This is a genomic window from Serratia proteamaculans (genome assembly GCF_949794035.1).
Classification (GTDB): domain Bacteria; phylum Pseudomonadota; class Gammaproteobacteria; order Enterobacterales; family Enterobacteriaceae; genus Serratia; species Serratia proteamaculans.
Genome location: NZ_OX461105.1, coordinates 1,530,237 through 1,551,192 on the forward strand (window position 1 = coordinate 1,530,237; position 20,956 = coordinate 1,551,192).

Sequence of the window (20,956 nt, forward strand, 5' to 3'; positions counted from 1 at the left end):
CTCAATCAGCAAGATGCTTCGGCGTTTCCCGCCGGAACCCCAGCCCGATAATCCGGCCAAATAAACGTGGCAACCAGCGGCTGTTGCCGACCCGGGTCATCAGACTGGATCCACCGCGGCCACGACGTTTTTTCGGCCTGCGTTGGCTCATTTTAATTTGCAGAAACTGAGTGGCTTTGGTGGGGAAATTGCGGCGTCGTTGCACGCGCAACAGGTGTTTGAGCTGTAGACCATGGCTGCGTAGCGGAGGGATAATCAGGTTGGCGGTAGCAACCGCATCCTGAATCGCCAGATTCACGCCGACACCGCCAATCGGCGACATGGCGTGTGCGGCGTCGCCAATGCACAGCACGCCCGGTTTGGCCCACTGATCCAGTCGATCGATGCGAATACTCAATAACTTCACCTGATCCCAACTGAGGATCTCCTGCAGGCGATGGTCCTGGAAGGGGGCGACCTCGGCGATATGCAGCAAAAATTTTTCCAGCCCCTCCTGTTGGATCGCCTCGAAGCTGCCCTTGTCGACTGAATAACCGCATTGCCAGTATTCACCCCGGTCGATCATGATGAAGTTTTGCTTTGGCCCGGTGTGACCCATCGACCAGGCCGGATCGCCGGGCCGTTTATCGATCTTCATCCACAATACGTCGCGCGGCGAGCCAAAACAGCGGCTGCTGAGTGCCGCCTGTTCACGTACCACCGAGTTACGTCCGTCAGTGCCGATCACCAATTGGCAGCGGACACGGATCGGGCCTTCCGGCGTATCCGCCAACACCCCGCAGACCTGACCGCGATCGTACAACAACTGGTGTGCCTGCGCCGATTTGAGCAAGCTGAACGCAGGAAAGGCGGTGGCTTTTTCTGCCAGAAAGTTGAGAAACTCCCACTGCGGCATAAAGGCGATAAATTTGCAGCGCGTCGGCAGGCGGGTGAAGTCGGCAAGTGTAATATCACGCCCGGCGATCTCGGCATGCAGCGTTTCTGCGCGCTGGTGTGGCAGTGCCAGCAGTTCCTCCAGCAGGCCAAGCTGATGCATGATTTCCAGGGTGGAAGGGTGAATGGTATCGCCGCGAAAATCGCGCAGGAAGTCGGCGTGCTTTTCCAGCACCATCACGTCTATCCCCGCCCGGGCCAGCAGATAGCCGAGCATTAATCCGGCGGGGCCGCCGCCCACGATGCAGCAAGTGGTAGCGTAAGGTGTGATCGGTGACTGCGACATAGCGGTTGGCCCCTGGGATCCGCATCCTGCCGATCCTGATTGAAAACTCAATATTGATAATGATTATCAATATCAAGACGAGCTGTCAACCCGTGGCGCTGTGTGGTCAAAGGGGGACGACGTGTTAAAGCCGGCTGTTTGGCAAGCAGAGCGATGCTCCTGAAAGTTATTGACCGGCTGAGCATGACACGCCATCTTTGTTAGTCATATCGGCATTATTTTGACTGATGGTTCTTAAAAACAGGATGGTTGGTATGGGGCGAGTCACCTTTGATCTCGACGATTTGCGCAGTTACGTGACCGGCATTGAGCTAGGCAGTTTCGCAAAAGCGGCGGAGCGGCTGGGACGGTCTACCTCGGCGGTCAGCGCGCATCTGAAAAAGCTGGAGCAGCAGGTGGGTAGCCCGATCCTGCGTAAGTCCGGGCGCGGCATGGTGATGACCGAGGCCGGTGAAACCCTGCTGGGCTATGCCCGTCGTTTGCTGGAGTTGAATGATGAGGCCGCGACCGCAGTGCGCGGGCTGGATCTGCACGGCACTGTCAGGCTGGGTTTGCAGGAAGACTTCGGGGAAACCTTTTTACCGCAGGTCTTGGGTAGTTTTGCCCGAGCGCATCCGCGAGTGCGTATCGAAGCACGTATCGCCCGCAATACCGAACTGCTCGAGTGGGTGTTGAAAGGGCAACTGGATTTGTCGCTGGCGTGGGACGGCGGTATCAGCACGCCGTTTTATCAGACATTGGGTCAGCGGCAGATGCACTGGATTGCCTCATCCCATTTTGAACTGACGCCATGGAGCCAGGGAGATGAACCGCTGCCACTGGTGATGTTTGATGCCCCATGCCTGATGCGCAGCGCGGCGATTAAGGCGCTGGATCGTGCCGGTATTCCCTGGCGTATCGCCTTTACCAGCCACAGCCTGAACGGCGTGTGGGCCGCGGTCAGCGCCGGATTAGGGGTGACGGTGCGCACCGACGCCGGGCTGCCGTCGGGACTGTCCCTTTTGCCACCTGACGTGTTACCGCCGCTAAATCAGCTAGGCGTGGTGCTGCACCGTGCCGAAGAAAACCCGTCAGCGGCGATCCAGCGTTTGGCGCAGATCGTCGCCGATCGGATCAACGGTTAGTCCTGCTCGATCGGCTGTTTGCCGCTCAGTGCACCCCATTCACTCCAGGCGCCGTCGTACAGCTTTACCTGCGGCGCAGCCAGCGACAGCAGGCCGAATGCCAGCACTGCCGCCGTCACGCCGGAGCCACAACTGGTGATGATCGGCCCGTCGATATTCACGCCCTTGTCGCTGAAGGTTTTCTTCAGCGCTTCCAGCGATTTGAAACGGCCGTTTTCCAGCAGTTCGCCGTAAGGAATATTGATGCTGCCGGGAATATGGCCGCGGTGCAGACCGGGGCGCGGTTCTGGGGCTTCGGCGTAAAAACGCGGTGCGGCGCGCGCGTCCAGGATTTGCACCTCAGTGTTCAGCGCCTGTTCTACCTGCTGCATATTGACGACCGCGTCGGCATTAAATCGGGCGTTGAAGGTTTGCGGCGTGCGCTGCGCAGCACCGGTCGCCAGCGGTTGGCCCAGTGCCGTCCAGCCGTTCAGGCCTTCGTCCAGCACATAAACCTGCTGGGCACCAAAATTACGGAAGGTCCACCAACCGCGCGGGGCCGAGAACTGATTGCCCTCATCATAAAACACGATGGTCTGTTGCTCGCTGATGCCCAATTTACCCACCGCTACGCTGAATTCCTCTGCCGTCGGCAGCATATGCGGCAGCGTGGTGTTTTTGTCCGCGACGTCATCGATATCGAAATACACCGCGCCCGGGATATGGCCGCGTTCAAATTCAGCGAGCATGTCTTTCTTCGGCACCAGGCCGACCGGGGACATCCTGACATCAACCACGACCAGGTTTTCATCGTTGATATGTTGTGCAAGCCATTGCGGAGTAACCAGAAACGGAGAGTTCATCGTTATTTTTCGCCTGTGGTGAAAACGGTTTTTCACTATACACCAGCCGCTTTGGCGATGTGATCCATCCGCAGAAATTATCAGGCCGACTCGGACGTTAGCGAGGCGACGATGGTGCCCAAAGCCGCCTGTGAAGCTGCCTCAAAGGCAGGGTTAGCCTCTGCCGCTTTATTCTCCGCCAGCAGCGTCTGCAGACCGACCAACCAGTCGTAGATATAAAACGCGGTATTTCTTGCCGGTGTCGGTGCCAGTTTGGTTAACCGCTGTTGGTTACCCCAGTCGACGGCGGGCTGCGGCGGTGGGGTAAAGATCGGTTGGCCGTGATTAATCCGGCTGGCGGGGCGTAACTTCGCTTCACGCTGCTGGAAGCCCAACCAGGTGACAAAATCACCCAATATCGCCAACGCCTGGCTGACCTGTCGGTCTTCAGCTTGCTCCGGCAACGCCCCGGCAGATAATGTGCGCTCCAGCGATTCGGCCATCTCCAGCCGGCAGGCGGCGGTGATCAAGGCATCGACCAGCATCTCCAGATGCTGTTTCCCAACGCCCAACAATGCCAGCAGTTGGGCATTATCCGGCAGGCCGCGCAGATGGTTTATCCAATCCGTAAACACCCGTTGGGCAAACGACTCACCGCCATGCCCGGTGGGCGCAATGGCGGCCACAACTTCCTCACCAAACAGGTCGATCTCAACATCAAATGGGGGAGGACTGGACACCGGCGCGGGCGAGCTATGCCGTTGTTGGTTATAGAGTTGGCGCAAGGTATCGCACTGCGGCAGCAGCCATTCGAGCAGTTCGCCGTGCAGGCCGGCTTGCGCCTGCAATCTGCGCAGCAGGTGCTGGGTGCGTTGTTGCATTAACGCGCTGTCTGCCGCGTGGAGCCAGTTGCCGAGCAGGCTTTCAGACAGTTCGCGTCGCAGTTCCTGCTGTTGTTCAAGGATGCGATGCTGTTTCAATGTTGGGCACGCCTGTGCGGCCAGCCAGTCCACCATGCGCTGGCAGTCGCTTTCATCCATCGCCAGCAGGGTTGCCCAGCTTTCGCCCGGTTCACCAACATAACGTTGAACGGCGTCGTCGGGGCGTGATTTCCCGGCCTGACGCGAGTCAAATTCCGTGACTGCCCAGATTAAGCCCGGCTTGCGACGGCTGCGTAGCTCTGGGTTTTCTCCCTGGGTTTGTCTGACCCAATAAGCCAGCGCGTTGCCCGTTCTGCTGGCATCTTGCGGCGTACGGGCCGCATCGGTCACCAGTAGCAGGTTGGCATGCAGGCCATCGGCCGCGAGAATCAACAGGTTGGCGCGTTTTGCCTGCTGCATGCGTTGAATCAGCCCAGCGCCCGGGCAGGGGCTGCCGGTCGGCAGGTCCAGCAGTTCGATAGGGTTCGGCAACCCGCCGCTTTCCCTCGGTGGCAAGGTGGTGGTCACCGAGGCAGCCAGCCAGGCCAGATCGGTCAGTGCGATGTCCACTGCGGTGCCTTGCTCCGTCAATACGGCAAGTTTTACCTCGGCTGGCGTTGGGATAGCCTGGGCCTGCAGGATGCCGCCATCCTGACTCAATACCTGGCGAGGGGCATACACCCGTTCGCCGTGCCCCAGGCGGTGTAAAGCATGCGTCAACTGGCGATAACAACTCGTCAGTAGCGGATCCTCACCCCAGAGCGGCGCGAACAGCCTGGCTCGGTCGTCAACGTTCAGACAGGGGGCCAGCGAGATGGCATATGGCCAGAAGTGTTTATCCAGCGGCGTTTGCCATTTGCCGCCCTGATGGCGAAGGTTGTCCCACAGCGCCACCATGGCGTTGCTGTCCAGGCCGCCGATCGCCATGGGCTGGCGGTGGCGTTCCAGTGTGTGCAGATGTGTGGCCATGGCGCGGGCATCCCAATCCGGGCGAAAGCCGCCATTCAGGGCGCTGGCGATCATCATGGCAACCAACTGTGCTTCATCAAGCAGGGAAACGGCAACGGGATAAGAAGGCGGATTTTGGGCATCACCAGAGCAATAGCGTACGGCCAGCGTGGCATCTTCGCTCAGTAACCTGGCACCGGGTGCCAGCGCGGATAACAGGTGGGCCTTGGCTGCGGCGTTATGGCCATAAAGGCCAATGGCCAGGGGCTGATGCTGGGCTTTGTCCAACTGCCTGGCCCGGTTGTAGCTGCGGCGCAGGCGGATCGTCAGATTATCGGCTTCCCGGTTCAGCCGAGTGGACTGCTGCCGGGTGGCGGCCACCCAGTCAATCGCCTGCGTGATGCTGTTGCCGAGGCGGTTTAGCGGCTCAGGCCGGCTGGAAGTGATAGGTTTCATGGTTGATAAAGGCTCCCGCTGTCGATCCAATAATGGGTTGCGCCAGAGGCGCTGGCCGCCAGGGTATTGAGTTTGAGTTGCAGATGATGCGCGGGAACCGGCGTGCCGTCGGTCAATCGGGCTTCGGCGATGCCGACGCCTTCGGCTCCCTGCCCATCGTTACCGGTCAGGATCAGTCGCAGGCTTATGACCGTATCACCGGCCAGTTTGCGCGCCAATTGGGCATCGGTGATGGTCAGCGTGTAGAGCGGGGATGCCGGCCAGCGTTCATTGTCCAATTGACGGAATCCGAGGCGCAGAGGGCCGCGCAGCTGGAAACAGTTGTCGGCATCCAACGCGAAGTCTGCGCGATCCAGATCGATATCGCGATAGTAGACATTATCGTCCGCCAGCAGGTTATTGCTATCCAGCATGCCCAGATGACGAACGGTGGAATAGGGTTGGAAGTCGCCGACGTTAAAATAAAAACTCTCCAGCCGCAGGTCGATCGCCAACAGGCACAGCATGGCACCCACGGCAGCGGTTGATTTGGGGTTATCGATACGCCCGCGTTTGTTAAACGGGTACCAACTGCGGGTGTGATAACCCTCAAGCGGCAAAATTCGGCTGGCGGGCAGCGGCTGCAGGTGACGCAGCAGCGCCTGAACACCCGGAAAACGTGCCGGGCGGCCGGTCAATAGCAACACATCGCAGGTATACAACGCCACCACCTCGCAAAGCAGGCGCAGGCAGTGACTGATGCCGATCCGGTCAGACAGGAAAGCGCTGTGCAGGGCACCCAGACGGACAACCAACGGGGTTTGCAGAATGTCGAAGGCGTCAACGCCGGATCCACGCTGAACTTCGTCATTGATAAACGCCAGTACCTGTGGCGTGGGGGGCTGCGGCAGCAGTTCGCCCAGGCTGGCGGCGATTTCCGCGTGGGTATCCAGCGGATCGTAATCTTCATAAGCACTGAGCAGCGCACGCCCGGCGGGCATGAAAATCTGCAGCGTGGCCTGCTGGCGCAGGGTTGAAAACCCATCCATACGGCCCTGGTTGCCAAACAGCTTGTCCATCATCACCGGCGTTGCGCCGACCCCGGCCTGTTCGAATGCCTGCTGTACGGCGGGCAAGATAAATTGCTGAATGACATCCAGCAAAATGTCGTCACCGGCGACCTTAAATCCTTCACGGAACAGCAGACGCGGATTGATTTTGATGTTGTTGCCCACGCCATCGTCCAGTGTGTATTGGGTGATGGCCAGATCGGTGGTGCCGCCGCCCACGTCGATGGAGGCGATGCGCAGCGTTTTTCCCGGTTGTTCTCCCGCCACCGGCGGTCGGTCCGGGCGGGCCATGGCGGCAAAAAAGGCGTCGGTGCGGCCGGCAAAATTCACCTGAGTTTCGTTATACAGATAAACCATCTGGCCGCAGGTGGCTTCATCCCATTCCATATGCACCTGTGGCACCGGCATGCGGGCTTGCTCGCCGTTGAACGGGGCATCCAGCGGGTGCCAACCCAGGGCTTTCCATATCAGGCCAATCGCTTCCTGCATGCGGCGACGGAAAATTTCGCGCTCTGGCTTGGGCATTGCCGAAGGCAACGTCAGGATGATGGTGCGCAGGCGGCGTGGGGCGGTGGCGTTGGGCATTTTAATCCGCTGGGCGACGCTGTTGATTTGCATCAGTGCCTGCGCCAACAATTCGGTCAGCATCAGGGTCATGACCGAACTGCGGCTATAGTGGGCGGCAAATACCGGCAGCCGCTGATCCACAGGTAACGCAGACAGAGGTAAACCTTCGTCGTTGATCAGTGAGGTCAATGGCGCAGCGGCGGCCATCGGCTCTTGTTTGCTGTTAAAACGCCAGCCGGGCGCATAACGTTCTTCATCCCACAGGTAGCGACGCGGGCTGGAAATCCCGGTGGTGCCTTCGGTGCCTTCCCGCCGCAGTGCCAGTTGCATGGCTTCCCGGCCCACGCGGGTGATGGAAGGCCAGCTAAAGGCGTCATCGCGTCCGCTTTGGAATGAAAGGTGGGGTTTGCCAAATGAGACCTGGGCAAACTCTACCCGGCTTTCAAATAATTCGTTGTAAACGCAGTGCGGCGCGGACAGCGAACGTAACTGCAGTTCATTGGTCTGTTTCAGGCCATTACTTTCATGCGGGTGATCTTCGACCAGCACCCCACAGGTGTGAGAATTGCCGACGTCCAAAATCAGATCTACGTTGATTGCGGGTTGTTGTGGTGTCTCTCCGATGATTTTTATCTGCGGGACGGTTAATTGGCTGCCGAGCAAATTCAACAGATTGAGGTAGTGCGCCTGATATTCGAAGGTTTTCAGTCCGGCGTTTATTGCCGTTTCGCTGCGGTGCTCCAGCTGGGTCGCGGATTGGCTAAAGACTTCACGCAGCCAGCTGTCTACCCAGGTCAGGTCAAGAAACTCACCCAACTGATGGTTTTGATGGCCCAGCGAGAAGCTGAGTCCGGTATTGAGATCGCTTTCACCTGGGGCTAGCGCCTCCTGGCCCGCAGAGGCGAGTCGGGTATCAAAGGCCAATACCACCCGCAGCAGGTTGCCGTCCTGATCGGGGTTATCCAGTAACAGAATCTGCATCCGGGCCCAGTTATCCGGCCCGGATAAAAACACCCCTGATGAAGTGCGACGAAAGAAGGGCAGCGGCAGCCAGGTTTGATCCAACAACTGCAGCGATTGCTGCAAGGGGAAGCTGAACTCCGGGCGAACCACTTCGGGAGTCTGTCCCGGTTGGGCGGGCAACAGGTATTTGCCGCTGTCGGCATCCCATTGCAGGCGCAGTAGCGGGCCGCTGGCCGTTTGGCGAACAAACTTGCCCGGAAACTCATCATCCAAAACCGGCGTCAGAGCAAAGTCCAAAAATTGGATACCGCTGTCCTGGATCAGCGTAATGCTGTGCGGGTAATCGGTAAGGGTGGCCAGCATTATTTACTCTCGCGTTTTAACATCATGGGGTAGACCGTATCCGCATCGTAACGACCGACGCATTCTGCCGGGCCGGTCTCATTTTGCTTGCAGATGATTTCCGGCATCTGGTAGCGGCTGCCGTCGCTGCAGCGCGCTTTGGTACGGCTGTTAATCACCAGATTGCCGGACTGCATCAGACCGGCCTCAATCGGTTCCCGGCAGCTGATGCCATCGCCGTAGGTAATGCTGGCACTGCCTTTACCTGCGTTGATACGGTATTGCAGGCTGGGACGCTTACCGGTGGGGAGATCCTTCAGCGCTACCGTGGCCCGCCATTTACCGTTCAGAAAACGGGTCGAGCCGGCTTTGACCGAATCGGCGGGCAGTACCAGATCATGCTTGTCCGCCGACGGCAAGACCACCGGCACCGGTGCTGCTGGCATCAGCGTTGCCGGTGCTAACGGCAGTTGCAGCTTGAACACCGGTGTGACGGTGCGCGGCGGCGCCGGTGGTTGTGCCACCGGGGGCGTAGCAGGTGGGGCACTCGGTTGGCTCAGCCAACCTGCCAGCAGGGTAATCAGCATGAGCGCCGGCAATATCCACACGTAGCGACGCCATTGGCGGCGCGGTTGCGTCGGTGTGGCGGCAACCGACGATTTAACCTCTGGCTCTGGGGCGGTTTTTGCTGTGGGGACTGCCATCGGCCTTGGTGCGGCGGCGATCGGTGTCGGTTTTTCTTCTACATTTTCGGCCGGTCGCAGACACGCCAGCGGGTCGTCCTGGCACTGAGCCTGTGGCTTGATAAAACCCCAAAAGGTCAGTACCGGTTTGTCGTCAACCAGATAGACATGGTTGGGGTCAGGAATTTGCATTGCTTTGGCCAACAATGCGCCAAACAGGCGGTGGCTGGGGTGTTCGGCTGTCTGTGTTTGAGCGACCAGCAAACGCAAGGTTGTCAGGCTTTGTTCCAGCAGATGTACGGCCTGCGCGCGTTGGGCATCACTCGCCGCCAACCAGGACGTGACTTTGCCCGGAAAGGGGGAGTACCAGTCAATGCGGGTGCCCGTCTCGTTCGGCTGCGGGATCGCCAGGCAGTCGGCGGCTTGCTGCTGTTGGCGAATGCGTAATGTTTCCCGCAACTGCTGCGCGCAGGCATAAACCGGTTGTCCATTCTCGCCCAATGCAAGTACGTCATCTAAACTGCCACTGCGTAAAAAGGGTTTCACCACGGCAAAAAACCTTGTCCTGTTTTGCTAAAACGTGCAAACAGCCATAGTAACCCGGGGTCTGAGCGGTCAAACGGCTAAGGACAGGCGTAAAATGCAGTTCTTTAAGAGGATCAACATGTCGCAGATGGATAACCTGGACTTTGGCGGTGCAAAAATCGCGCTGTTGTGCGGCGATAACGTGCTGACCTACCAGCGCGATGACAAGGCGGATATTCCCTGGCCCGGCTGTTGGGATTTACCCGGTGGCGGGCGTGAGGATGATGAGACGCCGCTACAATGCGTGCAGCGGGAAACGCGGGAGGAGTTCGGCCTGCAGATTGACACGCAGCAGGTGAGCCACGGGCAGCGTTACCAGGGAATTTTTCCTGGTTACCCACCGACCTGGCTTATGTTGGGCAACATCACGCCGGAGCAGATTGCCAGCATACGCTTTGGCGATGAAGGGCAGCGCTGGCAGATGATGACCATCGACAGCTTTATTCATCATCCGCAGGGCATTTCGCACCTGCAACAGCGGCTGGCGCAACATTTGCGGCGTTAAGCCCCTTCCAGCGCCTCAATCCGGGCGATCAGCGCGTCGAGCTGACGATCGGAAAACACCTCAATGCCGTTCTGGCGCAGCAGTTCGGCGGTGACGCCGCTGCCGGGCTTGGTCTGGCCGCTGAAAGAACCGTCGTAGATAAATTGGCTGCCGCAGGAGGGGCTGCCGTCGGTAAGCAGGGCAAAGCGACAGCCGTGCCGTTGTGCTGTCTCCAGTGCCAGATGGGCGCCAAGCAAATAACGGTCAGTGACGTCACCGCCGCTGACTTCAACCACCCTTGCCTGTTGAGCCAGTACCGTGGCGCCTTCAGCGGATGGCGTGATTTCTGCCGAGGGGCGTGGGGTGGAAAAGCCGGCGGCCAGCTCCGGGCAGCAAACCACCAGACGGCCTTCGTGCTGCCAGCGCAGCAGCGTGGCGTTGAGCAAGGGTTTGTCGGAGGCGTTATAGCGAACTTTAAAACCGGCCAGGCAGGCGCTGAATAAAATCTTTGACGGCATGAGGTCTGTCTCTGTCACAGGGGCGAAAGCGTGGGACAGGCGGCCCACGCGCGCGCCTTTAACATAGCAGAATCATTCCGCCGATGGCAGCGCCAGACGATTGATCTCTGCCGGTTCAATGATCCGCAGCGTCGTTTCATGTCGCGCCACGGCCAGCATCGCCAGCCCGACGCGTTCGGTGGTGGTGATCTGATTGGGGAACAGCCGCAGTGCGCCGAACCACAGCGGTTTCAATAGCCGATACAGCAGATCATAAACACGGGTTCTGGAACGGATACCGTGCAGTGGCACAATAGCGCCGGGACGAAACATTACCGCATGAAACGGCAAGGCCAACAGGGCATTCTCGGTGGCCCCTTTGACCCTGGCCCACATGCTGCGACCGCCTTCGCTGCTGTCGGTGCCGACGCCGGAGACATAAATAAAGGTCATCTCCGGGTTCAACCGTGCCAGGGGGCGACCGGCGGCCAGCGTCAGATCGTAAGTCAGCGTGCGGTAGCGTGCTTCGCTCATGCCGGCCGAGGAGACGCCCAGGCAAAAAAAGCAGGCGTCGTAACCGGCAAGCTGGGCTTCTACGGCGGATAAATCACTCAGGTCAGGCAGCGTCAGCTGTTTCAATTTGGCATGGCTCTGCGTCAGCGCGCTGCGGCCGATGCTGAGCACTTCACTCACCTGTGGGTCACGCAGGCATTCGCGCAGCGCACCCTGGCCGACCATACCGCTGGCACCCAATATAATCACTCTCATGGTCTGTTCTCTCTGGGGCTGGCAAGGCGTTGGCTGCGCCAGCGGTTCGGCGTTTGCGCTTCCCACTGTATAAAGGCGCGGCTGAACGAATTCAATTCTTCAAATCCGAGCACAAAGGCGATTTCCCCCGGCTCCAGATCGGTTTCCGCCAACAGTTGGCAGGCGGTACGGTGACGGGTTTTATCCAGCAATTGCTGATAACTGTAGCCATGCTGTTGCAAGCGACGTTGCAGGGTGCGCGGACTGACATACAGTTCGGCAGCCACGCTGTTAACGCTCGGGCGCTGGCCGCGCATGCTGCGCCCCAGGATCGCCATCACCTGGCTGGGCAGATCGTCGCTTTGCAATGACCTGGCCAGTTCGGCTTCCAGCCCCGGCAGCAGCACCGCCAGCATGTCCTGATTGTAGGTGATGAAGGGCTGGCGCATCAGCGCTCGGTCAAACACCAGTACATCCAGCGGAGCATTGAAATGCACCGGACAACCGAAGTGGCGCGACAAAGGCGAAGCCGGATCCGGTCGCCGGGTCAGTTCGATCGCCCGTGGTCGTATCGTCTGCCCGGTGCCACGGCGGCACAGGGTGATGATGGAGGCGAACATGGCATCAATCAGCATCTCCGGCGCATGGCTTTCGGTCATGGTCCAGCGGGTGTGCAGGCGGATACTGTCGCCATCTTCGACCAACATCAGTTCTTCCGGGCACAGCAGCCGTTTGTAACGGGCAACCTTTTGCAGCGCTTCCCCGAGAGTGGCGGAGTGCAGCGCAGCGACCGAAGCAATATCATAATGCTCTGGCGATATGTCGCCGCCCAGGCGCAGGCCGAAGGCGTTGTCGTCGGCCAGCTGGGCGAGGGCGCGCCAGGTATCGAAGAACTGTCGGGTGGACAGCTTGACCTTCTCTCGCCGCCCGCTGAGCAGCCCGCCAGGCAGGCCGGCCAGTTGGCCGACCCGTTCGATATCCACGCCCATCGCCGCCAGGCGAGCCGACAGGGCGCTGGACAGGGAAATCTGATCGCTGCTCATTGTTGTTCCTTATGATTTACCCGTCACCACTGCCGTCATGGTGGCATAATCAGGCTGGCTGTCTTCCCGATCGGTGCTCAGACTGAGCGTGCGGAAGGCGGCATCTTCCGCTTCACGCGCCGCTAACACCTGTTGGGCCATATACACCGCATCACTGCCCAGCAACAGGCGTAACGGCGGCTCGTTCATCGATGCCAACTGCAGGATCACCTGCGCGGCCTTGGCCGGATCGCCAGGCTGATTGCCGTTATGCTGCTGCAGATACTCCAGCATTGGGGCAAAGAGTGGCTGGTAAGCTGAGCCGATTGGCGCGATGGTCATTGATGAACCGGCCCAGTCGGTGCGAAAACCGCCCGGTTCTACCATTGTGACCTTCACGCCGAATGGGGCGACCTCTTTCGACAGTGATTCTGAGAAGCCTTCGACCGCCCACTTGGCGGTATGGTAGGCGCTGAGCCCCTGCATCCCCAGGCGAGCACCGATGGTCGAAATCTGAATGATATGGCCGCTGCTTTGTTGACGCAGTATCGGCAAAGCGGCGCGGGTGACGTTGAATACGCCGTAAAAATTAGTGTCAACCTGAGCACGGAAATCGGCCTCATCGGCTTCTTCCACCGGCGCAATATTTCCGTAACCGGCGTTGTTGACCAGCACGTCGAGTCGACCGAAGTGTTCGACCGCCGTTTGCACCGCGCGTTTCGCGGCAGCGGCATCGGTAACGTCCAGTGCGACGGTGATAACCCGGTCGCCGTAGCGATCAATCAGTGGCTGTAACTGCTGTGGTTGGCGTGCGGTAGCGACCAGACGATGCCCGGCTTCCAGCACCGCTTGCGCCAGCTGCTGGCCCAGACCGCGTGAACTGCCAGTGATTAACCATACTTGAGACTGAGACATAAAACCTTCCTTACCTGTTCATTGGGTGAGGTTTCACTCTAGAAGGTTAGACGCTGTGCGGATAATCCGATCACGCCAACAGTTAATCCGATCGCGCCAATGTGTTTTCGAACGTCAGCATTAACTGTTGGATGGTTGCGCCGACCCGCAGTACCGCTTGTTCAATCTCGGGCATCAGTTTAGGTGGATAGGCATAATTGATGCGCAGACAGTTACGGTATTTTCCGGAGGCGGAAAAAATACTGCCGACCGCGATCTGTACACCCTGCTGCTCCAGATGACGGTTTAGCCGCAGGGTATCGAACTCTTCGTCCAACTCAATCCACAGCATAAAGCCACCTCGTGGCTGGCTGACTCGGGTACCGGGCGGGAAATATTTCATAATCCAACCGGTCATCACGTCGCGGTTTTGTTGGTAGCGGGCACGCATACGCCGCAGGTGCTGCAGGTAGTGGCCGTGACGAATAAATTCGGCAATCGCCAGCTGTGGCTGGGTAGCCGTGGAGCCGGTACCGATATATTTCATGTGCAGCACGCGTTCCAGATAGCGCCCGGGGGCGATCCAGCCGATGCGCAGACCGGGTGCCAGCGTTTTTGAAAAGGAACTGCACAGCAGTACCCGGCCGTCTTCGTCGAAGGATTTGATGGTGCGTGGGCGGGGGTATTGATAGGCGATATCGCCATACACGTCATCTTCAATGATCGTCACGTCAAAGCGCTGTGCCAGCGTCAGCAAACGCTTTTTGCGCGCCTCCGGCATGATGTAACCCAGCGGGTTATTACAGTTGGGGGTCAACAGGATGGTTTTGATCGGCCACTGCTCCAGCGCCAATTCCAACGCTTCCAGGCTGATGCCGGTCAGCGGATCGGTGGGGATCTCCAGCGCCCGCATGCCCAAGCCTTTCAAGGTCTGCATGGTGCCGTGAAAACAGGGGGAGTCAACCGCCACAATATCCCCCGGTTGGCATACGGCGCGCAGCCCGGCAGACAGCGCTTCGTGACAACCGGTGGTGATCACCAACTGGTCGGCATCAATCTGGCAACCGGAATCCAGCAGCAGGCGGGCAATTTGCTCACGTAACCCCACCACGCCCTGAATGCTGTCGTAATGCAGGCTACGCAGGTCGCCGTGGTGGCCCGTGTGTCCCAGTGCTTTCACCAGGGGTTTCAGCGTGGGTTCGCTGATATCCGGCATGCCTCGGCCCAGTTGAATCAGGTCTTCGCGGGGCTTGTTGCGGATCAGCTCCAGTACCTGCTCCCACTGCGAAATATCGACCGGTCGCTGCACCGGGCGGGTCACGGCGGGCAGTTCGGCCAGGGTACGCCGTGCTTGCACAAAATAGCCCGACTTCGGTCGCGCCTCCACCAGTTGGCTCTCCTCCAGCAGGCGGTAGGCCTGTTGCACTGTACTGATGCTGACGCCGTGCTCCTGGCTTAGCATGCGCACCGAAGGCAGACGATCGCCTGTGGGGTAAAGCCCCTGTTCTATGCGTTGACTGAGGATGGCGGCCAGCGTGGCGTAGCGTGTCATACAGATGCCCAAAATGAGAGTGAATGAGGAAAATACCGGTACAGATGAGGTTAAATTAGACCATTCAGACAGGCAGAGACAGCTTTTGTATGGAAAAAATATTGCAGGCTTGAATCTGTATTGTTTTTTGCCCACACAGCATCATGGTTCCAGTGCAAAACTGAAGGAGAACCTGATGATGACTGTATCTGCAGAGTGCCTACCGGCCCGGCGTCGGGCGACTTTTTCTCGCTGGCATTTGTACCTGCAACGCTACCATACGCGTCAATCGCTGTTGTTATTGGATGATGTGCAGTTGGCGGATATTGGCCTGACGCGCTCTGACGCACGACGGGAAGGGCGCAAACCTTTTTGGCGACGTTAGAGGCTGAAGCGAGCCTGAGCCTCTTGTGACAGGGTTTCAATGAATCACCCTAATTTGGAATGAAAAGTTCATTTCTAACCGCCGGGCCAGTTTATGCTGGCCCGGATTTTTATTGTTTCATCCAAGCCTGCAAGCTTTTATGAACGGCATCACGAATATCATCTTTATTTTCTCCCTCACTTGTTATTGAAATTTATATTTCATATAAACACTTATTAGATGGTGTGTTTCATCATGCGCGCCAACATGTTAAGGCTATCGGTAACGGGAGAAGGGAATGAAACAGGTTCGCGTTGGTTTAATTGGCACCGGCTACATTGGGCGCTGCCACGCCATTGCTTATGCGCAGGCTGCCACGGTATTTCCGCTGAAAGGGGAGCTGGTGCTGGAAATGCTGGCGGAAGTGACGCCGGAGCTGGCGCAACAGCGCGCGGCTGAATTTGGTTTCTCGCGCTCGACCGGTGACTGGCGTCAACTGGTAGCCGACCCGGCGATAGATGTGGTGGATATCTGTGCGCCCAACTTCCTGCATAAAGAGATGGCGCTGGAGGCGATCCGCCACGGCAAACACGTTTATTCTGAAAAACCGCTGGCGCTGGATGCCGCTGACGCCGCTGAAATGGTGCAGGCCGCGCGGGCCAAAGGCGTCAAAACGCTGGTGGGTTTCAACTACATGAAGAACCCGACCAGCCAATTGGCGCGTGAAATTATCGCCAACGGCGAAATTGGCGAAGTGGTGCATTTCTATGGCACCCACAACGAAGATTACCTCGCCGACCCACGCACGCCAATCGACTGGCACTGCCGCAAGGCGACGGCCGGGTTGGGGGCATTGGGCGACCTGGCGGCGCATATTGTGAATATGGCGCATTATCTGGTGGGCGACATCGTGGCAGTCTCCGGCGATATGCAGACCATCATCAAACAGCGTCCGGATGCGAAAGACCCGACGCTGATGCACCAGGTGGAAAACGAGGATCAGGCCAGTGCGCTGGTGCGCTTCGCCGGTGGGGCTATGGGCACTATCGAAACCTCACGTATTGCCTGCGGGCGCAAGATGGGGCTGACCTACGTAGTTACCGGCACCAAGGGCACGCTGAGTTACACCCAGGAGCGAATGGCGGAACTGAAGCTGTATCGTCACGATGAGCCGGCGGAACGCCAGGGGTTTAAAACCTTGCTGGTGGGGCCAAAGCATCCGGACTACGCGGCGTTTTGTATCAGTGCCGGGCATGGCATTGGCTTTAACGATCAGAAAACGGTGGAGATCCGCGATTTGGTTAACGGTATTGCTGCTGGTGATCGCATGTGGCCAGACTTTGAGGAGGGTTGGAAAGTGTCCTGCGTGCTGGATGCAATTGCCGCTTCTGCCGAGCAGCGCCGCTGGCTGGACATCAACCGCAACTGAGTGATGGACTCTGACGCTCACAAGCTGAGAGCGTCAGAGTTTAGTTGGTTAATAAGTTAGTGGCTTAGTAGCTTAGTGAGTTATCAGGTTACCAGTCTGGTAACTTAAAACGCAAAGCACGAACAACCGAACGCACCCCAGAAGGCATTCTCGTCTGAGATGGGAATGCTGGAGCGACGGGCGACATCATGCTGATGCGCATGCACCCCGCAGGGCCCGCAGCACTGGTGTGCCTGGCTTAATACCCCGGTACGGCTAGCGGCGGCAGGCGGCGCAGAGCGATAATGTCCCGGCACCTGAGTGACCGGCGACCAGTCCGGCAGCACCGGTATTGCCGGTGGCGCCAGCGGTGAGAAGCTACCGGCGGCATAAACCACTTTGCCGTCCACCACCGTCATCACCGATTCAATCCCCTTGATCTGCTCTTCCGGCACGCTGAAATAGTCCTGCGACAGCACCGCCAGATCCGCCAACTGCCCAACCTTAATCTGGCCTTTTTTGCCCTGTTCGGTAGAGAACCAGGCACTGCCCTGAGTCCACAGCATCAGCGCCGTTTCACGATCCAACCGTGCGTTATCGTCGTACATGGCCATACCGCCCACGGTCCGGCCGGAAACCAGCCAGTAGAGTGCGGTCCACGGGTTATAGCTGGCTACGCGGGTGGCGTCGGTGCCCAGCCCAACCGGCAGTTCGGCTGCCAGCATTTTCGCCACCGGAGGTGTCTGTTTAGTGGCTTCTTTACCGTAGCGCTCTGCGAAATACTCCCCCTGGAATGCCATACGGTGCTGTACCGCAATACCGCCACCCAGTGCTTTCACCCGTTCGATATTGCGATCGGAGATGGTCTCGGCGTGGTCGAAAATCCAGTGCAGACCGTTGAATGGAATTTCGCGGTTCACTTTTTCGAACACGTTCAGCATACGGCTGATGGATTCGTCATAGGTGGCATGCAGGCGGAATGGCCAGCGGTGCTCGACCAGGTGGCGCACCACGCGCTCCAGTTCGTCTTCGGTACCTTCCGGCAGGTCCGGGCGCGGCTGCAGGAAGTCCTCGAAGTCGGCGGCGGAGAACACCAGCATTTCACCGGCGCCGTTATGACGGTAAAAATCGGTGCCCTGGCCAGGTTTCAGCATGTCGGTCCACAGCTTGAAATCCTCCAGTTCCTGTTTCGGCCGCTGGGTGAACAGGTTGTAGGCAATTCGCAGGGTCAACTGCTTCTTCTCGTGCAGTTCGGCGATCACCTGATAGTCATCGGGGTAGTTCTGGAAACCGCCGCCGGCATCGATAGCGCTGGTCAGCCCAAGGCGATTCAACTCGCGCATAAACTGACGGGTCGAATTGACCTGCTGTTCCAGCGGCAGTTTTGGCCCTTTGGCCAGGGTGGCATACAGGATCATCGCATTGGGTTTGGCAATCAGCATGCCGGTCGGGTTGCCGTTGCCGTCACGCTGAATTTCGCCGCCGGGTGGGTTGGGCGTGTCTTTGGTGTAGCCCACCACTTTCAGCGCTGCGCGGTTGAGCAGGGCGCGGTCATACAGATGCAGGATAAACACCGGAGTGTCAGGCGCCGCCTGATTGATTTCATCCAGCGTTGGCATGCGGCGTTCGGCAAACTGAAACTCGGTCCAGCCACCCACCACCCGTACCCATTGTGGGCTGGGGGTGCGCAGCGCCTGTTCTTTCAACATACGCAACGCGTCGGCCAGCGAGGGTACCCCCTCCCAGCGCAGCTCCAGGTTGTAGTTCAGGCCGCCACGGATCAGGTGCAGGTGTGAGTCATTGAGGCCGGGTACCGCGGTGTGGCCGTGCAGGTCGATCACCTGCGTTTCTGGCCCTGCGTGTTGCATGACCTCGTTTTCACTGCCGACGGCGAGGAATTTGCCGTCGCGGATGGCGACTGCCTGGGCGGTAGGTGCCTGGCGATCGACAGTGTGAAATTTACCGTTGGTGATAATCAGGGAAGCATGGTTACTCATAACGTTCTCCCGGCAGGCCGCCTAACGGCGGGTGAGCCATTGATGAAATACACGGGTCACGATTGGCATCCAGAGGAACACCACCAGGGCAACCACGGTGGCGTCATTAAGAAAATGGCCGGTCAGCGTGCCGTTCAATTGCGGCAACAGCTTGCCCCAAAACCAGGGCACCAGATTGGTGGAAGGGAAGATCACCAACAGGGTGATCAAAAACTGTTTCCACTTGGCGGGCTGACGGGTAGTGGCACTCGGTGGCGTAAACCAGAATTCTGCACCGGGCCGAATTTCAATGCGGTCGCTCTCCAACAGCAGTGGCGAAACTTCCGCGATATAGCTTTTGCGCAGCGGCGAGTTAATCCACAGATAGAGATTGTCGAGGTTGTCAAAACGCACCAAAACGGTGTAGGCCTGCTCGTTACCGGTAGGGCGGATCACGTTAACGCCGAGGTGACCGGGAAAGTTGGCGGCCTCGGGCATAATGCGTTTTAGCCAGGCCTCGTAGGCCGGCTCCTGTCCCGGAGCCAAACGGTGTGTGATGACTAACGTGACATGCTGCGGGTGAGCCATAGCGATCCACTCCAGAAAAACCCCGGCGCATGGCCGGGGTGAAGGTTTATTTTGCCACGCGTGCTGGAGCGTGATGCACCATGGTGTAAGCGTAGTCAACGCCCATGCCGTAAGCGCCGCTGTGTTCGCGCACCAGCGCCATGACTGCGTCGTAAGTCTCTTTGCGCGCCCAGTCACGTTGGTATTCCAACAACACCTGCTGCCAGGTCACTGGGATGGCACCGGCCTGCACCATGCGATCGATCGAACGCTCATGGGCATCGACCGAGGTGCCGCCGGAGGTATCGGTGACTACGTAAACTTCATAGCCGGCCTCGAGCGCCATCAGCGCCGGGAAGGTCAGACAGACTTCGGTCCACAGGGCGGAAATTACCAGTTTTTTGCGACCGGTGGCTTCCACCGCTTTCACAAAGGCGGCGTCTTCCCAGGAGTTCATCGAGGTACGTTCAATCGGGGTGATTTCAGGGTGAACCGCCAGCAGCTCCGGCCAGATGTAGCCGCTGAAACTCTCAGTTTCCACCGAGGTAAAAAGGGTAGGAACATTAAAAATCTTGCCGGCCTTGGCCAAACCGACCACGTTGTTTTTCAGTTGCTGGCGATCAATATTAGCCACGCCAAAAGCCATTTGTGGCTGGTGGTCGATGAAAATCAGTGCGGAATTATCTTTATCAAGTAATTGAAATTTAGACATGATTTACCTTCCCAGTGATACTTCGGTTTAACAGATGATGAATGTCATCTCGATAAAACGCATGGTAGGCAGGGGCAGATTTCAAAGATAGCGCAGAATTTTTGCCGTCTTGTTGAGTTTTTTTATACACGGAGGGGGAGCGGTGAGATTAAACCTGGAAGCGTTACTGATTTTGGATGCGCTCGACCGGCATGGTTCCTTTGCCGCGGCGGCGGCGGTGCTGTTCAAAACGCCGTCGGCGTTGAGCTATATGGTGCAGAAACTGGAGAACGATCTCGACATCACGCTGCTTGATCGTTCCGGCCATCGGGCGAAATTCACCGATACCGGCAAGCTGATGTTGGAAAAAGGTCGGTCGATATTACGTGCGGCGCAGGATCTGGAGCAGCAGGCGCGCTATGTGGAAAACGGTTGGGAAAGCGAAATTACGCTCGGCATCGATGCTTCATTTCCGTTTGAGCGCTTGCTGCCGCTGATTGAAGAGTTCTATCAACAGCATCACCATACCCGCCTGCGTTTTGGTCATGAGGTGCTGGCCGGATCCTGGGAGTCACTGGTCTATGGCTGTGCGGATATTATTATTGGTGCGATCTGTGAACCCCCGTCGCGGGTAGGCTATGCTTTTAGTCAGTTGGGGCGGCTGGACTACGTGTTTGCCGTGGCTCCGCAGCACCCGCTGGCCACGCTGGCGGAACCCATACCAAAGGACGAAATTCGCCAGCACCGTGCGGTAGTGGTACGTGATACCTCACGGGTGAATGCGCCGCAGAATCTGAACATCCTCGAGGAACAAGACACCTTGACGGTATTTGGTTTCGACGCCAAGTTACAGGCGCAACTCAGCGGTTTGGGCTGTGGCTATCTGCCGCGATATTTGGCCGAACCCTACCTGAAAAGCGGCCAGCTGGTAGCGAAAAGCGTTGAATCCGAACGCTGCAGCGATGTCGCTTATTTTGGCTGGCGAGAAAATGCCACCGGTCTGGCAGCAAAATGGTGGCGTGAGCGATTACAACAGTTAGCCGATGCCGGGGGCGTCTACCCGGAGCACTGATTTGACACCTTCGGGTGATAATACAA

The 20,956-nt window shown here is 58.3% G+C and carries 18 protein-coding genes; 5 read left to right on the forward strand and 13 right to left on the reverse strand.

Going from position 1 to position 20,956, the window contains the following annotated elements; all coding sequences use genetic code 11:
- Position 1: 1 nt before the first annotated feature.
- Positions 2–1,219 (reverse strand): FAD-dependent oxidoreductase, encoded by a 1,218-nt coding sequence (locus QOT07_RS07215; RefSeq protein ID WP_283602804.1) that lies wholly within the window; start codon positions 1,217–1,219, stop codon positions 2–4.
- Between the two features lie 254 nt (positions 1,220–1,473).
- Between QOT07_RS07215 and QOT07_RS07220 the strand changes: the two genes are divergently transcribed.
- The gene (locus tag QOT07_RS07220) at positions 1,474–2,343 is read left to right on the forward strand and encodes a LysR substrate-binding domain-containing protein (protein ID WP_283602805.1); all 870 of its coding nucleotides are present in this window, start codon (positions 1,474–1,476) and stop codon (positions 2,341–2,343) included.
- Here QOT07_RS07220 and sseA read toward each other — a convergent pair.
- From sseA to QOT07_RS07240, 4 genes are all read right to left on the reverse strand, one after another.
- The gene (gene sseA / locus QOT07_RS07225; RefSeq protein WP_207975867.1) at positions 2,340–3,185 is read right to left on the reverse strand and encodes a 3-mercaptopyruvate sulfurtransferase; all 846 of its coding nucleotides are present in this window, start codon (positions 3,183–3,185) and stop codon (positions 2,340–2,342) included. The two genes, QOT07_RS07220 and sseA, sit on opposite strands and share 4 nt — an antisense overlap.
- A gap of 80 nt (positions 3,186–3,265) precedes the next feature.
- Positions 3,266–5,488, reverse strand: coding sequence for a virulence factor SrfC family protein (locus QOT07_RS07230; RefSeq protein ID WP_283602806.1), 2,223 nt, complete (start codon positions 5,486–5,488; stop codon positions 3,266–3,268).
- Positions 5,485–8,430, reverse strand: a complete 2,946-nt coding sequence (locus QOT07_RS07235; protein WP_283602807.1) for a virulence factor SrfB — start codon at positions 8,428–8,430, stop codon at positions 5,485–5,487. Before QOT07_RS07235 ends, QOT07_RS07230 begins: the two co-directional genes overlap by 4 nt.
- Positions 8,430–9,641, reverse strand: a complete 1,212-nt coding sequence (locus tag QOT07_RS07240) for an SrfA family protein (RefSeq protein ID WP_283602808.1) — start codon at positions 9,639–9,641, stop codon at positions 8,430–8,432. Before QOT07_RS07240 ends, QOT07_RS07235 begins: the two co-directional genes overlap by 1 nt.
- A 124-nt stretch (positions 9,642–9,765) precedes the next feature.
- On the opposite strand from QOT07_RS07240, the gene QOT07_RS07245 reads away from it, so the two are divergent.
- The gene (locus tag QOT07_RS07245) at positions 9,766–10,182 is read left to right on the forward strand and encodes an NUDIX hydrolase (RefSeq protein WP_283604320.1); all 417 of its coding nucleotides are present in this window, start codon (positions 9,766–9,768) and stop codon (positions 10,180–10,182) included.
- On the opposite strand, the gene QOT07_RS07250 is transcribed toward QOT07_RS07245, so the two are convergent.
- From QOT07_RS07250 to QOT07_RS07270, 5 genes are all read right to left on the reverse strand, one after another.
- Positions 10,179–10,679 carry a 2-thiouracil desulfurase family protein gene (locus QOT07_RS07250; protein WP_283602809.1) on the reverse strand — a complete coding sequence of 167 codons (501 nt, stop codon included), beginning with the start codon at positions 10,677–10,679 and terminating at the stop codon, positions 10,179–10,181. The genes QOT07_RS07245 and QOT07_RS07250 overlap by 4 nt on opposite strands.
- 72 nt (positions 10,680–10,751) lie before the next feature.
- A complete protein-coding gene (locus QOT07_RS07255; protein ID WP_207975858.1) occupies positions 10,752–11,426 on the reverse strand; it encodes a Rossmann-fold NAD(P)-binding domain-containing protein in 675 nt (224 codons plus the stop codon).
- On the reverse strand, positions 11,423–12,448 hold the full coding sequence (locus tag QOT07_RS07260) for an AraC family transcriptional regulator (protein WP_283602810.1): 1,026 nt from the start codon (positions 12,446–12,448) through the stop codon (positions 11,423–11,425). The genes QOT07_RS07255 and QOT07_RS07260 overlap by 4 nt, the downstream gene beginning before the upstream one ends.
- Before the next feature lie 9 nt (positions 12,449–12,457).
- Positions 12,458–13,342, reverse strand: a complete 885-nt coding sequence (locus QOT07_RS07265) for an oxidoreductase (RefSeq protein ID WP_283602811.1) — start codon at positions 13,340–13,342, stop codon at positions 12,458–12,460.
- An 82-nt stretch (positions 13,343–13,424) separates the two neighbouring features.
- A complete protein-coding gene (locus QOT07_RS07270; protein WP_283602812.1) occupies positions 13,425–14,873 on the reverse strand; it encodes an aminotransferase-like domain-containing protein in 1,449 nt (482 codons plus the stop codon).
- 175 nt (positions 14,874–15,048) lie between these two features.
- Between QOT07_RS07270 and QOT07_RS07275 the strand changes: the two genes are divergently transcribed.
- Together QOT07_RS07275 and QOT07_RS07280 are read left to right on the forward strand one after the other, a co-directional pair.
- A complete protein-coding gene (locus tag QOT07_RS07275) occupies positions 15,049–15,237 on the forward strand; it encodes a DUF1127 domain-containing protein (RefSeq protein ID WP_099064011.1) in 189 nt (62 codons plus the stop codon).
- 277 nt (positions 15,238–15,514) lie between these two features.
- Entirely contained in the window at positions 15,515–16,645 is a 1,131-nt protein-coding gene (locus tag QOT07_RS07280) for a Gfo/Idh/MocA family protein (RefSeq protein WP_283602813.1), read from the forward strand.
- A gap of 104 nt (positions 16,646–16,749) precedes the next feature.
- On the opposite strand, the gene QOT07_RS07285 is transcribed toward QOT07_RS07280, so the two are convergent.
- Genes QOT07_RS07285 through QOT07_RS07295 form a run of 3 tightly spaced genes read right to left on the reverse strand, consistent with a single transcriptional unit; the run spans position 16,750 to position 19,879 of the window.
- Positions 16,750–18,621, reverse strand: coding sequence for an amidohydrolase (locus tag QOT07_RS07285; RefSeq protein ID WP_085115820.1), 1,872 nt, complete (start codon positions 18,619–18,621; stop codon positions 16,750–16,752).
- 21 nt (positions 18,622–18,642) lie between these two features.
- Positions 18,643–19,188, reverse strand: a complete 546-nt coding sequence (locus QOT07_RS07290; protein WP_085115821.1) for an antibiotic biosynthesis monooxygenase — start codon at positions 19,186–19,188, stop codon at positions 18,643–18,645.
- Between the two features lie 46 nt (positions 19,189–19,234).
- Positions 19,235–19,879: a hydrolase gene (locus QOT07_RS07295; protein ID WP_037422649.1), complete on the reverse strand. Its 645-nt coding sequence runs from the start codon at positions 19,877–19,879 to the stop codon at positions 19,235–19,237.
- A gap of 142 nt (positions 19,880–20,021) precedes the next feature.
- On the opposite strand from QOT07_RS07295, the gene QOT07_RS07300 reads away from it, so the two are divergent.
- Positions 20,022–20,930 (forward strand): LysR family transcriptional regulator, encoded by a 909-nt coding sequence (locus QOT07_RS07300; protein WP_207975852.1) that lies wholly within the window; start codon positions 20,022–20,024, stop codon positions 20,928–20,930.
- The last annotated feature ends 26 nt before the right edge of the window (positions 20,931–20,956 follow it).